This is a genomic window from Gammaproteobacteria bacterium (assembly GCA_029862005.1).
In the GTDB taxonomy this organism is placed as follows: domain Bacteria; phylum Pseudomonadota; class Gammaproteobacteria.
Genome location: JAOTYD010000011.1, coordinates 35,279 through 52,653, shown reverse-complemented (window position 1 = coordinate 52,653; position 17,375 = coordinate 35,279). Strand labels below are relative to the sequence as shown.

Annotated in this window: 16 protein-coding genes and 1 pseudogene; 4 read left to right on the top strand and 13 right to left on the bottom strand. The window is 54.2% G+C overall.

The annotated features are described in order from the left end of the window. Together kdsB and OES20_09270 are read left to right on the top strand one after the other, a co-directional pair. Window positions 1–735: a 3-deoxy-manno-octulosonate cytidylyltransferase gene (gene kdsB / locus OES20_09275; protein MDH3634883.1), complete on the top strand. Its 735-nt coding sequence runs from the start codon at window positions 1–3 to the stop codon at window positions 733–735. Next, a complete protein-coding gene (locus OES20_09270) occupies window positions 732–1,331 on the top strand; it encodes an NUDIX domain-containing protein (protein ID MDH3634882.1) in 600 nt (199 codons plus the stop codon). The genes kdsB and OES20_09270 overlap by 4 nt, the downstream gene beginning before the upstream one ends. Here the strand turns inward: OES20_09270 and nhaB are convergent. The 7 genes and pseudogenes from nhaB to OES20_09235 form a co-directional block, all read right to left on the bottom strand. Next, a pseudogene (gene nhaB, locus OES20_09265) lies at window positions 1,328–2,813 on the bottom strand (sodium/proton antiporter NhaB). The gene OES20_09270 and the pseudogene nhaB overlap by 4 nt on opposite strands. 87 nt (window positions 2,814–2,900) lie before the next feature. Further along, the gene (locus OES20_09260; GenBank protein MDH3634881.1) at window positions 2,901–3,404 is read right to left on the bottom strand and encodes a disulfide bond formation protein B; all 504 of its coding nucleotides are present in this window, start codon (window positions 3,402–3,404) and stop codon (window positions 2,901–2,903) included. A 13-nt stretch (window positions 3,405–3,417) separates the two neighbouring features. Beyond that, window positions 3,418–4,560, bottom strand: coding sequence for a Xaa-Pro peptidase family protein (locus OES20_09255; GenBank protein MDH3634880.1), 1,143 nt, complete (start codon window positions 4,558–4,560; stop codon window positions 3,418–3,420). A gap of 32 nt (window positions 4,561–4,592) precedes the next feature. Further along, window positions 4,593–5,780 (bottom strand): diaminopropionate ammonia-lyase, encoded by a 1,188-nt coding sequence (locus tag OES20_09250; protein ID MDH3634879.1) that lies wholly within the window; start codon window positions 5,778–5,780, stop codon window positions 4,593–4,595. Window positions 5,781–6,019: 239 nt separating this feature from the next. Next, window positions 6,020–6,607: an HD domain-containing protein gene (locus tag OES20_09245; GenBank protein ID MDH3634878.1), complete on the bottom strand. Its 588-nt coding sequence runs from the start codon at window positions 6,605–6,607 to the stop codon at window positions 6,020–6,022. A 52-nt stretch (window positions 6,608–6,659) separates the two neighbouring features. After that, window positions 6,660–9,074 carry an FAD-dependent oxidoreductase gene (locus OES20_09240; protein ID MDH3634877.1) on the bottom strand — a complete coding sequence of 805 codons (2,415 nt, stop codon included), beginning with the start codon at window positions 9,072–9,074 and terminating at the stop codon, window positions 6,660–6,662. 32 nt (window positions 9,075–9,106) lie between these two features. Then, the gene (locus tag OES20_09235; GenBank protein MDH3634876.1) at window positions 9,107–10,654 is read right to left on the bottom strand and encodes a trimethylamine methyltransferase family protein; all 1,548 of its coding nucleotides are present in this window, start codon (window positions 10,652–10,654) and stop codon (window positions 9,107–9,109) included. Window positions 10,655–10,787: 133 nt separating this feature from the next. Here OES20_09235 and gcvA point away from each other — a divergent pair, with 133 nt between their 5' ends. Further along, the gene (gene gcvA / locus OES20_09230; GenBank protein MDH3634875.1) at window positions 10,788–11,669 is read left to right on the top strand and encodes a transcriptional regulator GcvA; all 882 of its coding nucleotides are present in this window, start codon (window positions 10,788–10,790) and stop codon (window positions 11,667–11,669) included. Between the two features lie 38 nt (window positions 11,670–11,707). Then, window positions 11,708–12,280 carry a 5-formyltetrahydrofolate cyclo-ligase gene (locus OES20_09225; GenBank protein MDH3634874.1) on the top strand — a complete coding sequence of 191 codons (573 nt, stop codon included), beginning with the start codon at window positions 11,708–11,710 and terminating at the stop codon, window positions 12,278–12,280. 101 nt (window positions 12,281–12,381) lie between these two features. On the opposite strand, the gene OES20_09220 is transcribed toward OES20_09225, so the two are convergent. From OES20_09220 to OES20_09195, 6 genes are all read right to left on the bottom strand, one after another. Next, complete coding sequence (locus OES20_09220) at window positions 12,382–13,239, bottom strand: D-amino acid aminotransferase (GenBank protein ID MDH3634873.1); 858 nt, start codon at window positions 13,237–13,239, stop codon at window positions 12,382–12,384. 105 nt (window positions 13,240–13,344) lie between these two features. After that, window positions 13,345–14,190, bottom strand: coding sequence for a DUF4392 domain-containing protein (locus OES20_09215; GenBank protein MDH3634872.1), 846 nt, complete (start codon window positions 14,188–14,190; stop codon window positions 13,345–13,347). A 10-nt stretch (window positions 14,191–14,200) separates the two neighbouring features. Continuing rightward, on the bottom strand, window positions 14,201–15,136 hold the full coding sequence (locus OES20_09210; protein ID MDH3634871.1) for a biotin-dependent carboxyltransferase family protein: 936 nt from the start codon (window positions 15,134–15,136) through the stop codon (window positions 14,201–14,203). After that, the gene (pxpB, locus tag OES20_09205) at window positions 15,133–15,810 is read right to left on the bottom strand and encodes a 5-oxoprolinase subunit PxpB (GenBank protein ID MDH3634870.1); all 678 of its coding nucleotides are present in this window, start codon (window positions 15,808–15,810) and stop codon (window positions 15,133–15,135) included. The genes OES20_09210 and pxpB overlap by 4 nt, the downstream gene beginning before the upstream one ends. A gap of 8 nt (window positions 15,811–15,818) precedes the next feature. After that, window positions 15,819–16,550: a 5-oxoprolinase subunit PxpA gene (locus OES20_09200; GenBank protein ID MDH3634869.1), complete on the bottom strand. Its 732-nt coding sequence runs from the start codon at window positions 16,548–16,550 to the stop codon at window positions 15,819–15,821. An 11-nt stretch (window positions 16,551–16,561) separates the two neighbouring features. Continuing rightward, window positions 16,562–17,350, bottom strand: coding sequence for a putative hydro-lyase (locus OES20_09195; protein ID MDH3634868.1), 789 nt, complete (start codon window positions 17,348–17,350; stop codon window positions 16,562–16,564). Window positions 17,351–17,375: the final 25 nt, after the last annotated feature.

The window sequence follows — 17,375 nt, the reverse complement described above, 5'->3', positions numbered from 1 at the left end:
ATCGATTTTCGTATCGTGATACCGGCACGCTTTGCGTCGTCGCGTCTGCCAGGTAAATCCCTGCGAACCATTCACGGCAAACCAATGATTGAATGGGTTTATGCCACAGCGCAGCAGGCGAACGCGACCGAGGTCGTGGTCGCAACCGATGATCAACGCATAGTCGATGTCGTCGAAGGATTTGGTGGTTACGCCTGCATGACAGATACTGCCCACTGCAGCGGTACCGATCGCATTCTGGAAGTGACACAGAAGCTGGGTTGGGCCGCGGACAGCATCGTTGTCAACCTGCAGGGCGACGAGCCCCTAATGCCTGCCGTAAACATCAACCAGGTTGCCAGCAATCTGTCATCGAGCGACTGTGCGATGGCAACCTTGCATAAGATCGTGGACCTGAAGCATGCACAGGATCCAAATCTGGTCAAGCTGGTGCACGATCGTCACGGCCATGCGCTTTATTTCAGCCGTTCCGTTATCCCGTTTGATCGAAATGGGGAAGTTCGGCAATACCTGGGGCATATCGGAATTTATGCTTACCGGGTCGATTTCATCAAAATCTTCAGTGAACTCGATCCCAGCGATCTGGAAATTGCCGAATCGCTGGAACAACTGCGCGCGCTTTGCAACGGCTACGCGATCCATACCGAAATTGCGCGTGCCGAGCCTGGTCCGGGAATCGACACCGAAGAGGATCTGGTCCAGGTTGAAAAACTGATAGGATCGATGCCGGCGTGAAATACAAGTGGAAGCTAGAACAACACGTCACGCTATTTGAAAAGTACTTCAAGCTGGACGAGTACAGCATCTCTCATGAGCTATTTGGTGGCGGGTTCAGCCCGGTATTCACGCGTGAAATTTTTGAACGTGGCACCGTGGTTGCGGTGCTGCCCTACGACCCCGTTCGCGAAAAGGTGGTACTGATAGAACAGTTCAGGGCCGGTGCGATAGGCGATACCGATGGACCCTGGCTCATCGAATGCGTTGCCGGAGTTATCGAAACGGAAGAGTCTGCACTGGATGTTGCGATCCGTGAATGCGACGAGGAAGCGGGTTGCCACATCAGAGAACTGGAAGCAATCAGCCACTATTACGTCAGTCCCGGCGGTACCACCGAACATTGCAGTCTTTTCTGCGGGATCGTCGATAGCGAAGGCGTCGGTGGTATCCACGGGCTTCCACATGAACATGAAGACATTCGGGTCATGGTTATTGATTCTGCACAGGCTTTCAGCTGGGTGTGCGACGGTAAAATCCGGTCTTCCGCGACCATTATCGCGCTGCAATGGCTCGAGCTGAACGAGCCCGGAATAATAGAACGCTATGCCAGCTAAAACGCAGTCGCGATCGCGATCATGCCGACTATGCTAAGGACGATGGTGTAGGGCAGGGCCATCCACAGCATATTGACGTAGGAAAGGCGAATCAGGGGGGCCAGGGCCGAGGTTAACAGGAACAAAAACGCGGCCTGCCCATTGGGCGTGGCGACACTCGGCAGGTTGGTGCCGGTGTTAATCGCAATCGCAAGAACATCGAACTGCTCACGATCGATGGTGCCTGCCTTGAAGGCCGCGGAAACTTCGTTAATGTAAACAGTGGCCACGAAAACATTATCGGATATCATCGATAGTACGCCGTTGGCGATAAAGAACATGATCGGTTGCAGATCTCGATCCATTGCCAGTACCTGCTCGATGACCGGCGAGAACAAATGCTGCTCATGGATGACGGCGACGATCGCAAAAAATACCACCAGCAGTGCGGTGAAGGGTAAAGCATTCCTCGAATGCGTGGCCAATCTGATGCTCCTCGACGATACCGTTAAAGGAAGTTAACAGCACGATTACCATCAAGCCCACCAGTCCTACAGATGCCACGTGGAAGGCGAGGGAAAAGACCAGGATGATGCCGACGACGGCCTGGATGACCAGGGTTGCCTTCGCCCGGTGATTACGATTGGCATCCTGTTCGGCATCGTAAGCGGACAGGGTCGCGGCGACCGACTCGGGCAACGTTGCCCCGTACGAAAACCACCTGGTTTTTTCCAGTACCACGCTGGTAATCAGTCCGGCGACCAGAACCGGCATCGTAATCGGCGCCATGCGCCAGAAAAATTCCATGAAATTCCAGCCGGCGCGTTCGGCGATCAACAGGTTTTGCGGCTCACCGACGAGTGTGCATACACCGCCCAGTGCGGTGCCGACCGCGCCGTGCATGATCAGGCTACGCAGAAACGAACGGAATTGCCTGAGCTCGGCACGCCGATCGTGGATAACTTCGGCATCAGTACTGTGATCGTGCTCCGCCTGATGGAACTGTTTGCCCGATGCTACGCGGTGATATACCGAGTAAAAACCGATCGCGACCGAAATCAATACCGCGGTTACGGTTAACGCATCGAGGAAGGCACTCAGGACGGCTGCGGTAATACTGAACAGGAAAGACAACAATGCCTTGGATTTGATCGAAAGCAGGATCTTGGTAAAAGTGTACAGCAGCAGGTCGCGCATAAAATAAATACCGGCAACCATGAACATCAACAATAGAATGACCTCAAAATTAGCGATGGTTTCCTGGTAAACGGCTTCCGGGCTGGACATGCCCATTACGATGGCTTCGATTGCGAGCAGTCCACCCGGCTGTAACGGATAGCATTTAAGTGCCATCGCAAGTGTAAAAATGAATTCAAGGATGAGTAGCCATCCCGCAACGAAGGGGCTGATCGCAAATACGATTGGATTAATAATCAGGAAAGCGATGATGAACTGCTTATACCAGTCTGCAGAGTGGCCAAGAAAGTCTCTGAAAAAGCTTTGCTTATGGTTGTTATCATGGACAGTTTCACTTGCATTTTGTTGAGGTCATTATAGAGAAGGCTTTAGACACTGCTGGTTCGATCGCGGCTAATCGAACCAACTGGCAACGAAAACTGCTGCGCTCATTATCAGCATAAGCACCGAAATTACGACCAGCATTTCGGCCATGGTAATTCCAAATATTATCAGCGGGGTATAACCGCAGGCAGTTTGTACTTCAAATAGGGTCGGAATCCACTTATCCAGTGCGAACCACTCGGGCATACCGAGGTTTATGTCGCAGTCGCCAAAAATCCATCCGCGCTCGACCGCAAGAACCCGCCAGCTGCGCTCGAGAAATCCGGCCATGATCCCGGCATTTAGTCCATGCGCAATACGCATAATAGTAATAGAGCGCGTGAAGAAAATTGCGATCAGCGCAAGTAAAACAAATGCAGCCACCCAGATGCGGATATGAATGCACAGCACGCAGGGCCATTCGTCCAGCACATACTGGTAGTAGAGTGCGACACCTTCGAGGGCGATGCCGATCAGGATCAGCCCGACCCAGTAGCGGTTCTGCGTGCTCAAGTTGACCAGGAACTGTTTCATATCGGGTACCGTGTTAATCGATGATCGGCATTTCGGCGGCCGCGCGCTTGCTAAGGAGTTCGGCACCTGATTCAGTAATTAAAATATTTTCTTCGTGCACCATCAGTTTTCCCGGTTCAAATTCCATGCCTGGCTCGAGCGTTATCACCATGCCCGGCACCAGCGGAGTCTGGTCGGTTGCCGTGATTGACGGCCACTCGGTCAACTGAGCGCCCAGCCCATGGCCCATGCGGCCAATATCATCATTACCTTGCGCGCCACCGCGCTCCAGCACCGACCACATTGCCTGCCAGATGTCGGTGGTCGTGGCACCGGGCCTGGCGGTTGCGAGGCCGGCATCGGTACTGCGGTAAACGGTTTCATAGGCTCGCAGGCTTTGCTCCGACGCATGGCCGAAACCGAAGTTGCGGTCGAAGTCGCAGTAATAGCCGTCGTATATAGTGCCGGTATCGATGATTAACACGTCCCCATCTTCGAGTACGCGGTCACTGGGTCCCATAATGATATCGCCATAACCACCCTGGCCAGATGCAGAGACGATGTAGGGCGTATGATCGGCCCCACGGGAGAGCAAATCGATCCGCATCGCACGCAGTATGTCGCGTTCGCTCTGACCCATACGGGCGAATTCGGGCAGTGCATTGAAGCTGTCCGAGGCGAGTTCGCAGACGTACCTTATCTTGGCTATCTCGGCAGATGACTTGACGCTGCAAAGCCTGAGCATCAGGTCGGCACAATCGGCCAGTTCGAATTCTGTCAACTCGGTTTCGAGATGGCGATAATCGCGGGCGGGCATACGCAGGTAACTCTCGGTACCGAGGGTCATAGCCAAACGACCGAAGCGCCGGGGTATCTCACGAATCGCCGCCAGCAGCAACGAGATACCATCATCCTGCGGCTGTGGCGAAGACCAGCTGCGAATATCGTCGATCCAGCACTGCTGCATTCCAGCGACACCGATCGAAGGAATGACGGCAATTGGCTTGCCAGACAGGGGTAACAGTAAAAACCAGGGGCGGGTCGGACTCTGCCAGAACTGGGTCAGGAAGCCGCTGAAATAGCGCACATGGGGCTCGGTTGTCAGCAACATGACATCGATTTTTTCGTCACGCATCAATTGTTGCGCACGTTCGGTTCTGACCTCGAACTCACTCATGGCGAATCCGCGTTCGGGGGCATCGGTCATGATCAGGCTGCCACCAGTTTCTGGTAGAGTTCCGGGTCAGTCGCTCCCTCGGTACCGATAATAAAAATCCGGCTGGATGCATCGAGACCCAAAGTGTTTGACATTGCCTCGTCATCGCGTGCCGCGATAAGTGCCGCGATACCCGCAACTGCGGATTCACCGGCTTCGATTTCAGGATTGCCCCGCGCCAGCAGGCGCATGCAGGGAACAATGGCATCTTCACTCAGGGTCATGAAATCGTTGGCGCCAGGCCTGAGTATCTCCCAGGCTAGCAACGACACTTCGCCACAGGCAAGCCCGGCCATCAGGGTATCGAGGTCTCCTGCAACGGTTACCGGATGACCAGCTTGCGCTGACTGCTGCAGACAGTTGGCCTGTTCCGGTTCAACCACGATAAATCGTGGACGCCGCTCGCCCCATAGTTCCCAGAAATAGGCACACTCGGCTGCCGCCAGGCCACCGACGCCGCCCTGGATAAAAACATGAGTCGGAATGATGTCCTGCATCTGGTCAACGGCTTCAGCAAGCATAACGGTATATCCAAGGGCTACATCCCGCGGGATATCCGTGTAGCCCGGATAGCTGGTATCTGAGACGATGATTCGACCGTGTGTGCGCGCCTCCCGGTCTGCCTGTTTGATCGAGTCATCATAATTACCGGTGATGCGGATAACTTCGGCACCAAGATCTTCAATCGCCTGTTTGCGTCCCTCGGAAACGTCGCGGTGAATATAGATGACACAGCGACAGCCGAACATTTGACATCCCCAGGCAACCGAGCGTCCGTGGTTACCATCGGTCGCACAACTAATCACGATGTCACGGGTAATCGAATCGTAGGTATTGCTCAATAAATCTTCGATGCTTGCGTTTTCTCCGGTGGCTTCAAAAATTCGGGCTTGCAGTTGACGCGCTACCGCATAGGCGCCGCCCAATGCCTTGAAACTTTTCAGCTTGAAACGTTGTGCTTCATCCTTGTAAAAAATTTCGCTGACCTTGATCTCACGGGCAAGCGAATCAAGTCGATACAGCGGCGTGGCCTGGTAACCCGGCCAGCGTGAAATCTCGTCAAAGGCAAGCCGGGATTTTTCCAGGCTGGCAATTTCCATCAGCTCGACGGGATAAGCGATTGCGGGCGTTGCGGCCGTCGTATTGCCATAATGACTCAGTTTTGCGGGCATAATTGCCATCTGCCTTTCGATCGTACTGGAAGCGCCAAGTCTACCGAAATGCGATCAGGAATAAAGCCGCAAATCCCGGTTGGACGAATAAAGTGAAAAGTCAGTGTCTCGGATGGTTCTGGTTAGACTCGATGGTAGCGAGCACAGTCAAGCTTAAGTGCTAGATTGCAAAAGCAATAATGAATCGCGTTTGTAATCGAGGAAAAAATGCCACGGTTAAGACCTGGTTAAACCACTGGATTAGCGTGCTAGCTGGCCCTACCGTACCGGGCAACCTGTTCAGGATCTTCTAGACTGGGTTTTGACAGAACCCGGCGCAGGATGGGCTCGAAGAATTCGAGAGGCTCCGTGTCATAGTCTGGGTCAAAGCAGTTCTGGTCGTAGTTATGACAAAAATCGATCGCGGCCTGGTACCAGGGATTGTCCTTGAACATTTCACGGGCATTGCGTTCGCCACCGCAGTGATGTGCGTAATAATACATTTGAAAAACACCGTGATGCTTGACAATCCAGTAGATTTTCTCGGATACGAACGGGCGCAGTATCGCCGCGGCCATTTCGCTGTGTGAGTAGGGGGCGAGATCGTCACCAATGTCATGCAGCAACACCGCGATAATCATTTCGTCCGACTCGCTAGCACGAAATGCCCGGGTTGCGCCCTGCAGGCTGTGCTGCAGGCGATTGATCTTGTAACCCGAGAAACTGTGTTCGAGCTTGCGCAAACTATCCATGATGCGCTCGGGAAGCCCTGCTTTGTACTCGTCTTCCATCCGGTCCAGGAACTGGTACTCTTCGCGGGTGCCATCTTCCATGCGGGTAAAATTAACAGTTTTCATCGCAATCTCCCGTTTCAACAGGTTTTACCGGCCAGCCATCTTATCGCAGAGACTAGGCCCGCAGCAATTCATTAGCCGGGTCGTAAGCCGCATCCATGGCGATATGAGCGCTGCGACTTCCGATCGACGTGTCAACCGTCACCTCGAGCCCGGCGCTGATCAGTTCGGGTTTCAGGTATGCAAAGGCGAGACTTTTACCGACACGATGGCCATAGGCGCCCCCGGTGGTCAGCCCAATCAGTACCCCGTTGTGATAAACCGCCTCATTACCATAACACTCGCAGGGAACCTGGTCATCGAAGACGAGGTATGCCAGTTCAATCGCGTAACCATCCTGCTGTCGCTGTTTCAGATTTTCACAGCCGATAAAATCACGACTGGTGTCGATGAAGCGGTCCATACCAGCCTCGAAGCCGCTGATCTCCTCGGTAAATTCGTTACCATAAGCGCGATACATTTTCTCCATGCGCATCGAGTTGAAGGCGTAACCGCCAAAGTTCCGAATACCAATTGGTTCCGCCTTGCGCCACATCGAATCGTAAATCGACAGTAACTGGTAAGAGGGCATGTGCAACTCGTATCCCAGTTCACCCGCGTAAGAGACCCTCAGCATGCGTACCATGGCGCTGTCGATCTGGATATTGCGTGCACACAGCCACGGGAAGGCAGCATTCGACAAATCTTCCTCGGTCATCTGTTGCAGGATTTCGCGCGAGTTGGGTCCGGTGATCAGCATTGACGAGATTGCCTCGCTGACGTTGGCGATGTTGACATCGAAATCAGCCATGTTGGATTGCATCCAGTGCAGGTCCTTGTTTTCGGAACCGATCGCCGACACCAGGTAAAAATGATTTTCGTCGAGGCGAGTAATCGACATTTCGCACATAATGCCGCCGTTGGGTGAATGAAACAGGCTTAATCCAATACGCCCGACTCGCGGCAGTTTATTGCACGAGAGTCGATCCAGGAACGCCGCGGCATCCGATCCCGTGATTTCGTACTTGGCTGAACCCGAAATGTCGATGATACCCGCTGATTCCTGAACTGCCCTGCATTCCTCGGCCACGACCGCGTGTGCCTCGCTGTGCGACCAGCTCAGCGATTCGCGTCGCACTGCGTCTGTCTGAAACCACAATGCCTTCTCGTATCCCTGTGCCGCCCCATGCACCGCGCCGTGTTCGAGCAGGCGCGCATAAAGTGGGCTGGTCCGCATCGGCCGACCGTGGGGTCGATTGTCGTTGGGTGCACCAACGGCATACATGGCCTCGTATGACTCGATCGCCTTGATGGTGCAGTATTTTCTGTCGGCCCAGTCGCCGAAGCGACGTGTATCGAGTGATGCCATGTTGATTTCGGTCTGACCATACTTCAACCACTGCGCCATGTACTTGCCGATTCCGCCCTGGGCGATGCCGATGCTGGCGCCGCAAAGATTCCAGAAGTTGCGCAGACCGGCGACGGGTCCCGCCAGAATATTATCGTCCGGGGTGTGAGTGATCGGCCCATTAACGACCGATTTAACCCCGACTTCCTCGAATTTAGGAGTCAATTCAAAACAACGCTCAAGGAATGGCATTAATACATCCAGGTTCGGCTCGAACAATTCGCGATCGAAAGACCAGTCCATGCCGTCGAGCGCCCACGGTCGCGAGCCCCACATCTCGTAAGGTCCGACCAGGAAGCCGAGCCCCTCCTGGCGGATGTAGGCGGAGCTATAGGAATCACGACACACTGGCAATTCCCAGCCCAGTGCCTCGATATCGGGGTGTTTTTCGGTAACCAGGTACTGATGTTCGAGATTGATCAACGGCACGTTGATACCCACCATCGCACCGATTTCACGAGCGAAACAGCCGGCCGCATTGACCACGTGCTCTGCCACGATTTTGCCCTTGTCGGTAACAACCTCCCATTCACCGGAACGCAGCTCGTTGATCTCGGTAACGCGGGTAAACCGATAGATCTCGGCACCCTTGTCGCGCGCCAGTTTGGACAACGGCATGACCACCGAAGTGGGATCCACGTGACCATCATTCGGGGTACTGGCGATGACCCGGGCCTTGTCGAAGTTCATGAAAGGATTAAGCTTCCGGGCTTCTTCTTTGGTTACGATGTTGAATTCAAAGCCGATGTTTTTGGCGCGGCTTTCAAGATTTTTAAACCATTCTTCCTCGACCCGGGTAAATCCCTGGCGGATACTTCCGGTTTGGTGAAAGCTGGATTTCTCACCGGTTTCCTCGGGCAGGATTTCGTTGTAGAGCTTGATCGTGTAGTTATGAATCTGGGCAACCGTGTGATTGCCAATGAAGTTTGAGCAGAGCCCGGCCGCGTGCCAGGTCGAGCCACTGGTCAACTCGCCTTTCTCGACCAGCACCACGTCGGTCCAGCCCTCACGGGTCAGATGGTATAGCAGGTTCACTCCGAGTGAACCACCTCCGATAATGACGACTCTGGCATGTTCTTTCATCTGCTAAATCCTTGGTATTAGATCAAAAAAACTCAGGCACTGCGGCCAAAGACTTCCCGCGACAGGAAAATATTAAACTGCGCTCGAATCTGCTGATCGACTTCGTCGCTGACATGGGAAGGGAAATAGTTATCGAGGATTTCATTTTTACGTGCGATCGCCTTGTCGAGCAGCACGGGCTTCCCCTGTTCAACCCATTCGTTGGGACTCAGGCGGTCACCGAGTTCCGGATAAATATACTCGGTTTGCATAACCTCCAGGGTTTGGCCCGAACCGAGATAGTGTCCCTTGTTGCCGAGACAAACATCTTTGAGGTCTTCAAAACTTAAAGTCTGCTCGTTCACCTCGATACCGCGCGTAATCCGCAACGCGGCACCGAGTATATCGTTGTCGATTATCATTGACTCGGGGCAGGCAGCGAGCAGGCTCGCGTACATGCCGGCCGATTCATAAATAATATTGGCGCCCGAAGTCGCGGCACAGGCGAGGGTATAGGCTCTTTCCGCGCCTCCCTGGAAATCCGGTAACTTGGAGTCAGTCATGCCGCAGGCAGTACCGGTTGGTAGATTGAAATAATTACCCATTTGCGCGCAGGCCGATGAAAGGATCGCCTGTTCGGGCGAACCACCGCTCATCGCACCGGTACGCAGATCCGATACGAAAGGCCAGGTGCCGATGATGGCCGGTGCGCCAGGTTTGATGGCGTTGACGAAAACCAGCCCGCCGAGACATTCGGCCCAGGCCTGGGCAACTGCGCCGGCGAGGCAGGCTGGAGCGGTTGCGCCGGATTGACCGGCAGACAGTAGCAATACCGGCATGCCTTCCTCGACCGCAACCTTGATACAGCTCAACGCCTCGTTGGTGAACTTCATCGGAGGCACGACGTGGCAGCAGGAAATGCTCATGAAGGGGCGTTCGCGCCATTTTTCTTCACTACCGGCAACCAGGTGCAGCATCTTCAAGCTGTCTTCGAGATGGTGTGCTTCGGTCCAGCTTGAGCCGATATGCTTGGTGGTTCCCATGACCGCGTTGTAGGCGGTGTTGATATCCATGTCGTGGTTGTCGGTGATGTCGCGCAGCACGCAGGTACGCTGAAACATGTGGATATGCTCGCATTTGTCTGCAATACGGGCCATGTCATACAAATCCTGGGCGGTTGACTCGCGATACTCGTTATTGATGGGATCGGCTATCATGACCGCCGCACCGGCGGTGGAAAAATGCACCTTGGAGCCACTCAGCTGCAGGTCATGCTTCGGGTCCTGCCCGTGGAGCGTCAGATCGCGTTGGCATTTGTTGAGTGCATCATCAACGACAGCACGTGGAAAACGCAGGCGTTGGTCTTCGCCGTAGGTTGCACCAACAGATTTGCAGGTTTCGATACAGTGTTCATTGGCGTCAGCAAAGCCGACTTCTTCGAGGATGCGAAAGATGGTGGCATGGATCTGGTCAATATCGGTATCCGAGAGCGGCTTGTATTGACCACCCGATTCCCCGGGATGGACCGGTTTGAGGTCCTCGGCAAGTGCAGCCTTGCGCAATGCAATTTTTGCCTGGCGGGCATTGGATCGTCTTGCCATGGTGATTGTCCTCAATGGCCAAAGTTATCAGGGACTGATTTAGCAACGGGCCATTTTCGAATCAGATACTGCTGGATTCAAGCTATTATTATTTATAGTATGGATTAGTTTTAGTAATGTTTAGATTGAAATTATGGCGAGACGCTTACCACCACTTAACAGTCTCAAATGTTTCGAAGCCGCGGGTCGTTTGCTGAGCTTTACCGGGGCGGCCAAAGAGCTCAATGTCACGCAGGCGGCCATCAGTCACCAGGTCAAGGTAATCGAGGAGTACCTGGGTTTTTCGCTGTTCGACCGTTATCCACGACGCCTGGCGTTGACCGAGCAGGGCAAGGTACTGCTGCCGGAAGTCATCGAGGCCTTCGACCGGGTGTCCCAGGCCATCAGCGGCCTCACCAGGGAACAGTACTCGAACCTGCTCAGCGTGCGCCTGGCGCCGTCCTTTGCGGCAAAATGGCTGTCACCACGGCTCAAGTATTTCTGGTTGCAATACCCGGAAATCGATCTTTGTCTTTATCATGCCAATGCCGCCGTCGACTTTCGGCGTGAGGAAATTGATATTGCGGTCACCTACGGTAAAGGCGGTTGGCCAGGTGTGGTTGCCGATAAATTGCTGGAACTGGATTTTTTCCCGGTTTGCTCGCCTGCATACCTGCACAACGACAAGCCTTTGACTGATATCGATAATCTGCGCTACTACACGCTGCTGCATGATGCCAGTTACGACTGCTGGCAGGAGTGGCTCGAACTCGCCGGCTTAGACGATATAAACGCGGAAAAGGGGACCATCATCGACGATACCAACGTCTTGATTCAGGCTGCGATAGAAGGACAGGGAATTGCCCTGGGTTCGAGCACATTCGTCGAGGATTATCTCGAGTCGGGTAAACTGGTCAAGCCATTTGACGTGATCCTGGAAAACGAGTTCTGCTACTACGTTGTCTGCCCGGAGTCGCATTTAAAAAATCCGGCGGTGCGCGCGTTCAAGGAATGGCTACTCAGCCTGGTTGAATGACAGTATCATGCGCGACTGTCATTTAACGGGGATAGACCGTGGCCAGTCAGGATGAATTGAGACAGCATTATCGTAAATTGCGAGCGGATCTCGACACGGTGAGCCTTGAGCGGGCGGCACAGAACCTTGCTGACCTTGTTGTGGCGCTGCCCGAATATCAGCAGGCCGACCGGATAGCGGCTTACTGCGCGGTTAACGGGGAAATCGGCTTAAATCCGGTCATGGACCATGCCCTGGCCCTGGGCAAGGAAGTCTATCTGCCGAATCTTGATCAACAGGCGCTAAGGTTTGCGCCATACTTCCAAGGTCAAAAAATGAGGATCAACAAGTTCCGATTGCCCGAACCCGATGTCAACGACAGTGAAATGCTGTCACCCGGTGCGCTGGATCTGGTACTGGCACCACTGGTCGTGTTTGACAGCAACCGAAATCGTATCGGTATGGGCGGTGGTTTCTATGACCGCAGTTTTGCTTTTCGCAAGAATCCCGAGCACGGCAAGCCGGTCCTGATCGGAGTCGCCCATGAGATTCAGAAAGTTGACCGAATTGTTCCCGAGGAATGGGATGTACGCGTCGATATGGTTGTGACCGACCGGGCGATTTACAAATAGTAACTATCGACCCAGCGTAAGCGGCGGTCCGACGTATCGGAATCTTTTATGCGCCACCTTCACAAGATTCCGGGTCAAGAGCGGGGTGACGACTATCTTGTTTAAAAGTCGTATTTACCCGCCGAGTACAATTTTGCTGCTTTTTCCCAGACCGGACCGGGCTTGCCATCACCTACCGGTTTTCCGTCGAGCTTGACCACCGGGACGACTTCCTTGCTCGAACTGGAAATCCAGACTTCGTCGGCGTCCCAAACTTCATCCATCGTGATGATCCGTTCTTCGACCGGGATACTGCCTTCGGCGCGAAGCACCCCGAGTAACAGCTGGCGGGTTATTCCCGGCAGTATCTGGTTATCGAGTGGTGGGGTGGCCACAACGCCATCCTTGACGATATAGGCGTTACAGGCGCCACATTCGGTCAGCTCATTATTTTCGTTGTAGAGTAAAATTTCGGCGTCTCCCTGGCTGTAGCCCTGTTGAAAATGCATAACATTGCCGAGTAGTGAAATCGATTTGATGTTACAACGGTCCCAACGCATATCGTGACCGGTCGCACAAGTGTAGGGGTGGATCTGATCGCGGTCCGGAATCGGGGGTGCTGGGATTTCAAATGCATAGCCGAACACTGTGGGTTCGATATCCTCAGGGTACGCGTGATGGCGTTTAGTGTCGGCGCCACGGGTTACGTGGAGATATATTCCAAGATTGCCGTTACCATTCTTTTCCAGTAGCGAGGTGCACAGTTTGCGCCATTGTTCTTTACTCCAGCCGAGCTTGATTTCGATTGCATCGAGGCCGTCCAGCATGCGTTCGATATGCGGGCCATATCCGACCATCTTGCCGCCATATGAGGGGATTACTTCGTAAATGCCGTCACCAAACAAAAAACCCCGATCCATCGGGGAAATGCGGGCCTCCTCGAGTGGCATGTATTCGCCGTTTAAATATGCAATTGTCATGGCTATCTCTTGAATTTCAGTAACCGCTCAAAAAGGCACGCAAGTTAAGCAGAAACCTGACTTCCCGGAATAGAGCCACAGTATGGAAATCATTGCGCCAGTAATCTAAATAAAACCACAGACACGTCGTAACTCCAGCAGAACCGACTCACCTTCGCTGACCTCGAGTCCGTCTTCGGTTAGCCGGTTGACCCGGGTGACGCCGTCGACGCTGCCAAGTTCGGATATGTATCTGAGAATATCGATCGGCACAATTTCGCCGAGCAGATCACGTTTATTCCAGACCGACAGGAACGAAATGATGCCGTAGGCGCCCCAGTTGGAAACGTCGGCGACAATCAGTTCATCGCAGCTCGTGATCGCGGGCACTATATTTAAGTCCTGTAATGCGTCGGCGACCTTGCCCATGCCGATTTCATTGCCACCATCGCCGATCGCAATGGTAGGACACTCGCTCTGATCCATGAAGGTGTCGAAACAGGCGGTATGCTCGCTAATGCTTTCGCCGCGCATGTTGTAATAACCGCCGTCGGCAGCCTGGCCGGGTCTTTCAATCGAAACGATTGCGTCTGGATGAAATCTTTCTAGTGCATCCTGGGCTTCGTGCTTGCGTTGATCGTGATCGCCAACCCTGATTTCATGCACCCGATACTTTGCTGCGAGAGCCTGCGATAACGGGCGTCCGCAAACGATGGTCGGCGTGGCGCCCAGTTTTTCGAAGGCCTCGTACATCGCGATTGCACCAACCGGGCCGTCGGTCTCGAAAGTTTTGACGACGGGGAAGCCGGTTCCGATCAGGATATTACCCCGGCACCGCTGCAATAACCGCGCCGCCCGCATGCAATAGCCTGCTTCGAGGTGATTCTGCACCGTTTTCATGCCGCGTAAGTTACGCGCTACCAGGATATCTTCTATGGTACTACTGAGTGCCAGATCTTCAGCCTGATTCATAGCTTCATACTCAGCAGGGCTGCAACGACGCGCGTTGGTAGCGCGCCTGTTCAAGACAGTGGATGTTGTGCGCCTGTTCGAGACTGATCGCTACGAAGTGAACATTTGATCCGGGTGTCAATTGTGACAGCCTCGCCGTATCATGCGCGATCACGGCGCCGATCTTGGGATAGCCACCGATCGTCTGACGATCGTTCATCAGGACAATGGGTTGACCGTCTGCCGGAATCTGGATTGCGCCATGGCAGATGCCCTCGGACAACATACCAACCATGTTCGAATGGACGGTCTCACCCTCGAGGCGGAAACCCATGCGGTCGCAGCGTTCGGTCAGCCGATAATCGGTATTAAAAAAACGCCATTGCTGCAGCGGGCTGAAGGCGGCCTGCTGGTACCCGGGCACGACGCGTAGTTCTGCAAAATCTGCATATACGGGACGATCCGCCTCGGCCAGGAAACAGTGCTTCGCCGGCCGGGTGCCGCTGCAGGGTAGCTGATCCCCGGCCTGCAATTTATTACCGTTGATGCCACCGATATTTTCGCGTACCACGGTCGAAGTGCTGCCGAAACTTGGCGTAATATCAAAACCACCGCTGACCGCCAGGTAACAGCGCGTACCAGCGCTGGTGAAGCCGATCTCAAGCTTGCTGCCACTGTCGATGTCATGGGTGCACCATTGTTCGATCGGCTCGCCATCCAGCTTGCAGGGTGCTTGCGCACCGGTAATAACGAAGCTGGTATCGTGGCTCGCTTCGAGCGCGAGTCCGCCAAAACTGATTTCGATGCAGGTGGCGTTGACATCGTTTCCGAGCATGCGGTTAGCCCAGTCGAACGCCAGGCTGTCGAGAGGCCCGCCGGTAGTCAATCCCAGGTTGTGCGCCCCGTATCGGCCGCGGTCGTGCAGCAGGCTGAGTAAGCCCGGCTGCCTGACAACAAAACCATTCATAGCTTACCGCCCTGGGCGATGAATTCTTCACGACTGATCGCGGTAAAGCGAATTCTGTCACCGACCTGAACCGGCATGCTGGGTGTCTTGCCGGCATCGAACATGCGCATCGGACACAGTCCAATCAGGTTCCATCCGCCCGGTGAAACAGCCGGGTAGACCGCGGTCTGGCGGTCTGCGATCGCGACCGCACCACGCGGTACCTTTTGCCGTGGAGTCGCCAGGCGCGGCGCGGCTATGCGCTCGTCGACCTCGCCCAGGTAGGCAAATCCAGGAGCAAAGCCGATCGCGTAGACCCGGTATTCCTGCTGCTGATGGATCTCGATTACATCATCGATAGCGAGGTTGCCACGCTGCGCTATCGTTTCGAGATCGGGTCCGGATTCAGCACTGTAATAGACGGGCAGGGTGACGAGTTCCCCGGTCGATGCATCAACGCTATCCAGATTCGACAAAGCCGTCCGCAACTGAAGTTTAACCGCGAAATGATCACTTCGATCCTGATCATAAATAACCAACAGCGACGCGTAGGATGGTACCAGGTCGACAATGCTGTCCCGCATGGTGGCAGTTATATTCGCAACAGCAGCCTGGATCTGCGCCGATACAGCCGCGCTGGTTTGCTCGGCAAAGTAGACGATAAACGCGTTTTGCCCCGCAATTTCGATTCGCATGCGATGGATCAGGAATGAATGATTTTACGAATTTCCTTGATCGCCGCGACTCCCGCGTCGTTATCACCATGCACGCAGAGAGTATCGGGTTTTAGCTCAAGGGTATTGCCGCTGACCGTGGTAACCGTGCCTTCACTACAAATCTGTTCCACCTGGGAGAGCATTTTGTCACGGCTGTGTACCGCCCCCGGTTTAGCCCGGGAAAGCAATTTCCCATCGTCGTCATAACAGCGATCGGCGAAAGCTTCAAACCAGAGATCGATGCCATGCGCTGCAGCCTCGGTACGATGCAGTTCGGCTTCGGGAGTAGCCTGCAGCATCAACCGTACGGGTTTGTGAAAATCGGCTATCGCTTTCAGAATCGGAGCGCGCACGGCCTCCCGCGCCATCATGTCGTTATACAGTGCGCCATGCGGTTTGACATAGGCTAAATCGAGCCCCTGGATTTTCGCCATACCCTCGAGAGCCGCGATCTGGTAATGCATGAATGCTGAAATCTCTTCGGCGGAACAGTGCATCGGGCGGCGACCGAATCCCACCAGATCTGGATAGGCCGGGTGGGCGCCCACCATGACATCGTGCTGTTTTGCCATTGCCAGGGTCCGCTCCATGACCAGCGGATCGCCACCATGGAAACCACAGGCTATATTGGCCTGGTCGATATGGGGCATGACTTCGTCGTCACGGCCCATTTTCCATGAGCCGTAGCTTTCACCAAGATCGCAATTGAGCATCAACATGTTTACTCCACCTACATAACGGCAAGATGGCTGTTGGGTAAGTCCGATACCAGCATACAGCCAGGCGAATGCGTGATACAGAATGGCGGTCGCGCCTGCTCTACCGCTACCTGGGGGGTTACGCCGCAGGCCCAGAATACAGGTACTTCATCATTGTGTATGTTTACGGCATCACCGAATTCGGGCTGGTTGATATCCCTGATGCCAATTCTGCCAGGATCACCGAAGTGCACCGGTGCACCATGTACCGCAGGAAAACGGGTGCAGATCTGGATCGCGCGTATCGCGTCCGACGGAATCATCGGGCGCATGCTGACCACCATTTTACTCGCGAAACGGCCCGCTGGAATGCAGTCGATATCGGTGCGATACATGGGCACATTGACGCCTTCGGTGACGTTGCGAATCTCGAGGCCATCATCGATCAGGGCTTCCTCGAAGGAAAACGAGCACCCCAGTACAAAGGACACCAGGTCGTCACGCCATAGGTCACTGATGTCGTGAACTTCGTTGACCAGCTGACCGTCTTCGAAGATCCGGTAGCTCGGAATATCGGTACGGATATCGAGGTCTTCACCGAGACGCGGGATCTGGTAATCCCCAGGACTTGAAGCCATGCCGATCAGTGGACAGGGCTTGGGATTCGACTGGCAGAATTGCAGAAATTCGCTGGCATAATCAGCTGGCAGTATACAGAGGTTGCCCTGCACGAAACCGCGCGAGTAACCTGACGTATTCGACGTAAATTCTCCGCTACGGATCCGGTGGCGCAGTTCGACGGGTGAAATATCCTGGTTCATATCTGGTTGAATTAGGGCTTAATCC

What these genes read in the sequence shown, in the direction of transcription:
- OES20_09260 (MDH3634881.1), bottom strand. Translation starts at nt 3,404, where the DNA reads ATGAAACAGTTCCTGGTCAACTTGAGCACGCAGAACCGCTACTGGGTC.
- OES20_09240 (MDH3634877.1), bottom strand. Translation starts at nt 9,074, where the DNA reads ATGAAAGAACATGCCAGAGTCGTCATTATCGGAGGTGGTTCACTCGGA.
- OES20_09245 (MDH3634878.1), bottom strand. Translation starts at nt 6,607, where the DNA reads ATGAAAACTGTTAATTTTACCCGCATGGAAGATGGCACCCGCGAAGAG.
- OES20_09220 (MDH3634873.1), bottom strand. Translation starts at nt 13,239, where the DNA reads ATGACAATTGCATATTTAAACGGCGAATACATGCCACTCGAGGAGGCC.
- pxpB (MDH3634870.1), bottom strand. Translation starts at nt 15,810, where the DNA reads ATGCGAATCGAAATTGCGGGGCAAAACGCGTTTATCGTCTACTTTGCC.
- OES20_09235 (MDH3634876.1), bottom strand. Translation starts at nt 10,654, where the DNA reads ATGGCAAGACGATCCAATGCCCGCCAGGCAAAAATTGCATTGCGCAAG.
- OES20_09255 (MDH3634880.1), bottom strand. Translation starts at nt 4,560, where the DNA reads ATGAGTGAGTTCGAGGTCAGAACCGAACGTGCGCAACAATTGATGCGT.
- gcvA (MDH3634875.1), top strand. Translation starts at nt 10,788, where the DNA reads ATGGCGAGACGCTTACCACCACTTAACAGTCTCAAATGTTTCGAAGCC.
- OES20_09210 (MDH3634871.1), bottom strand. Translation starts at nt 15,136, where the DNA reads ATGAATGGTTTTGTTGTCAGGCAGCCGGGCTTACTCAGCCTGCTGCAC.
- OES20_09215 (MDH3634872.1), bottom strand. Translation starts at nt 14,190, where the DNA reads ATGAATCAGGCTGAAGATCTGGCACTCAGTAGTACCATAGAAGATATC.
- OES20_09195 (MDH3634868.1), bottom strand. Translation starts at nt 17,350, where the DNA reads ATGAACCAGGATATTTCACCCGTCGAACTGCGCCACCGGATCCGTAGC.
- OES20_09250 (MDH3634879.1), bottom strand. Translation starts at nt 5,780, where the DNA reads ATGGCAATTATGCCCGCAAAACTGAGTCATTATGGCAATACGACGGCC.
- OES20_09200 (MDH3634869.1), bottom strand. Translation starts at nt 16,550, where the DNA reads ATGTTGATGCTCAATTGCGATCTTGGTGAAAGCTACGGCTCATGGAAA.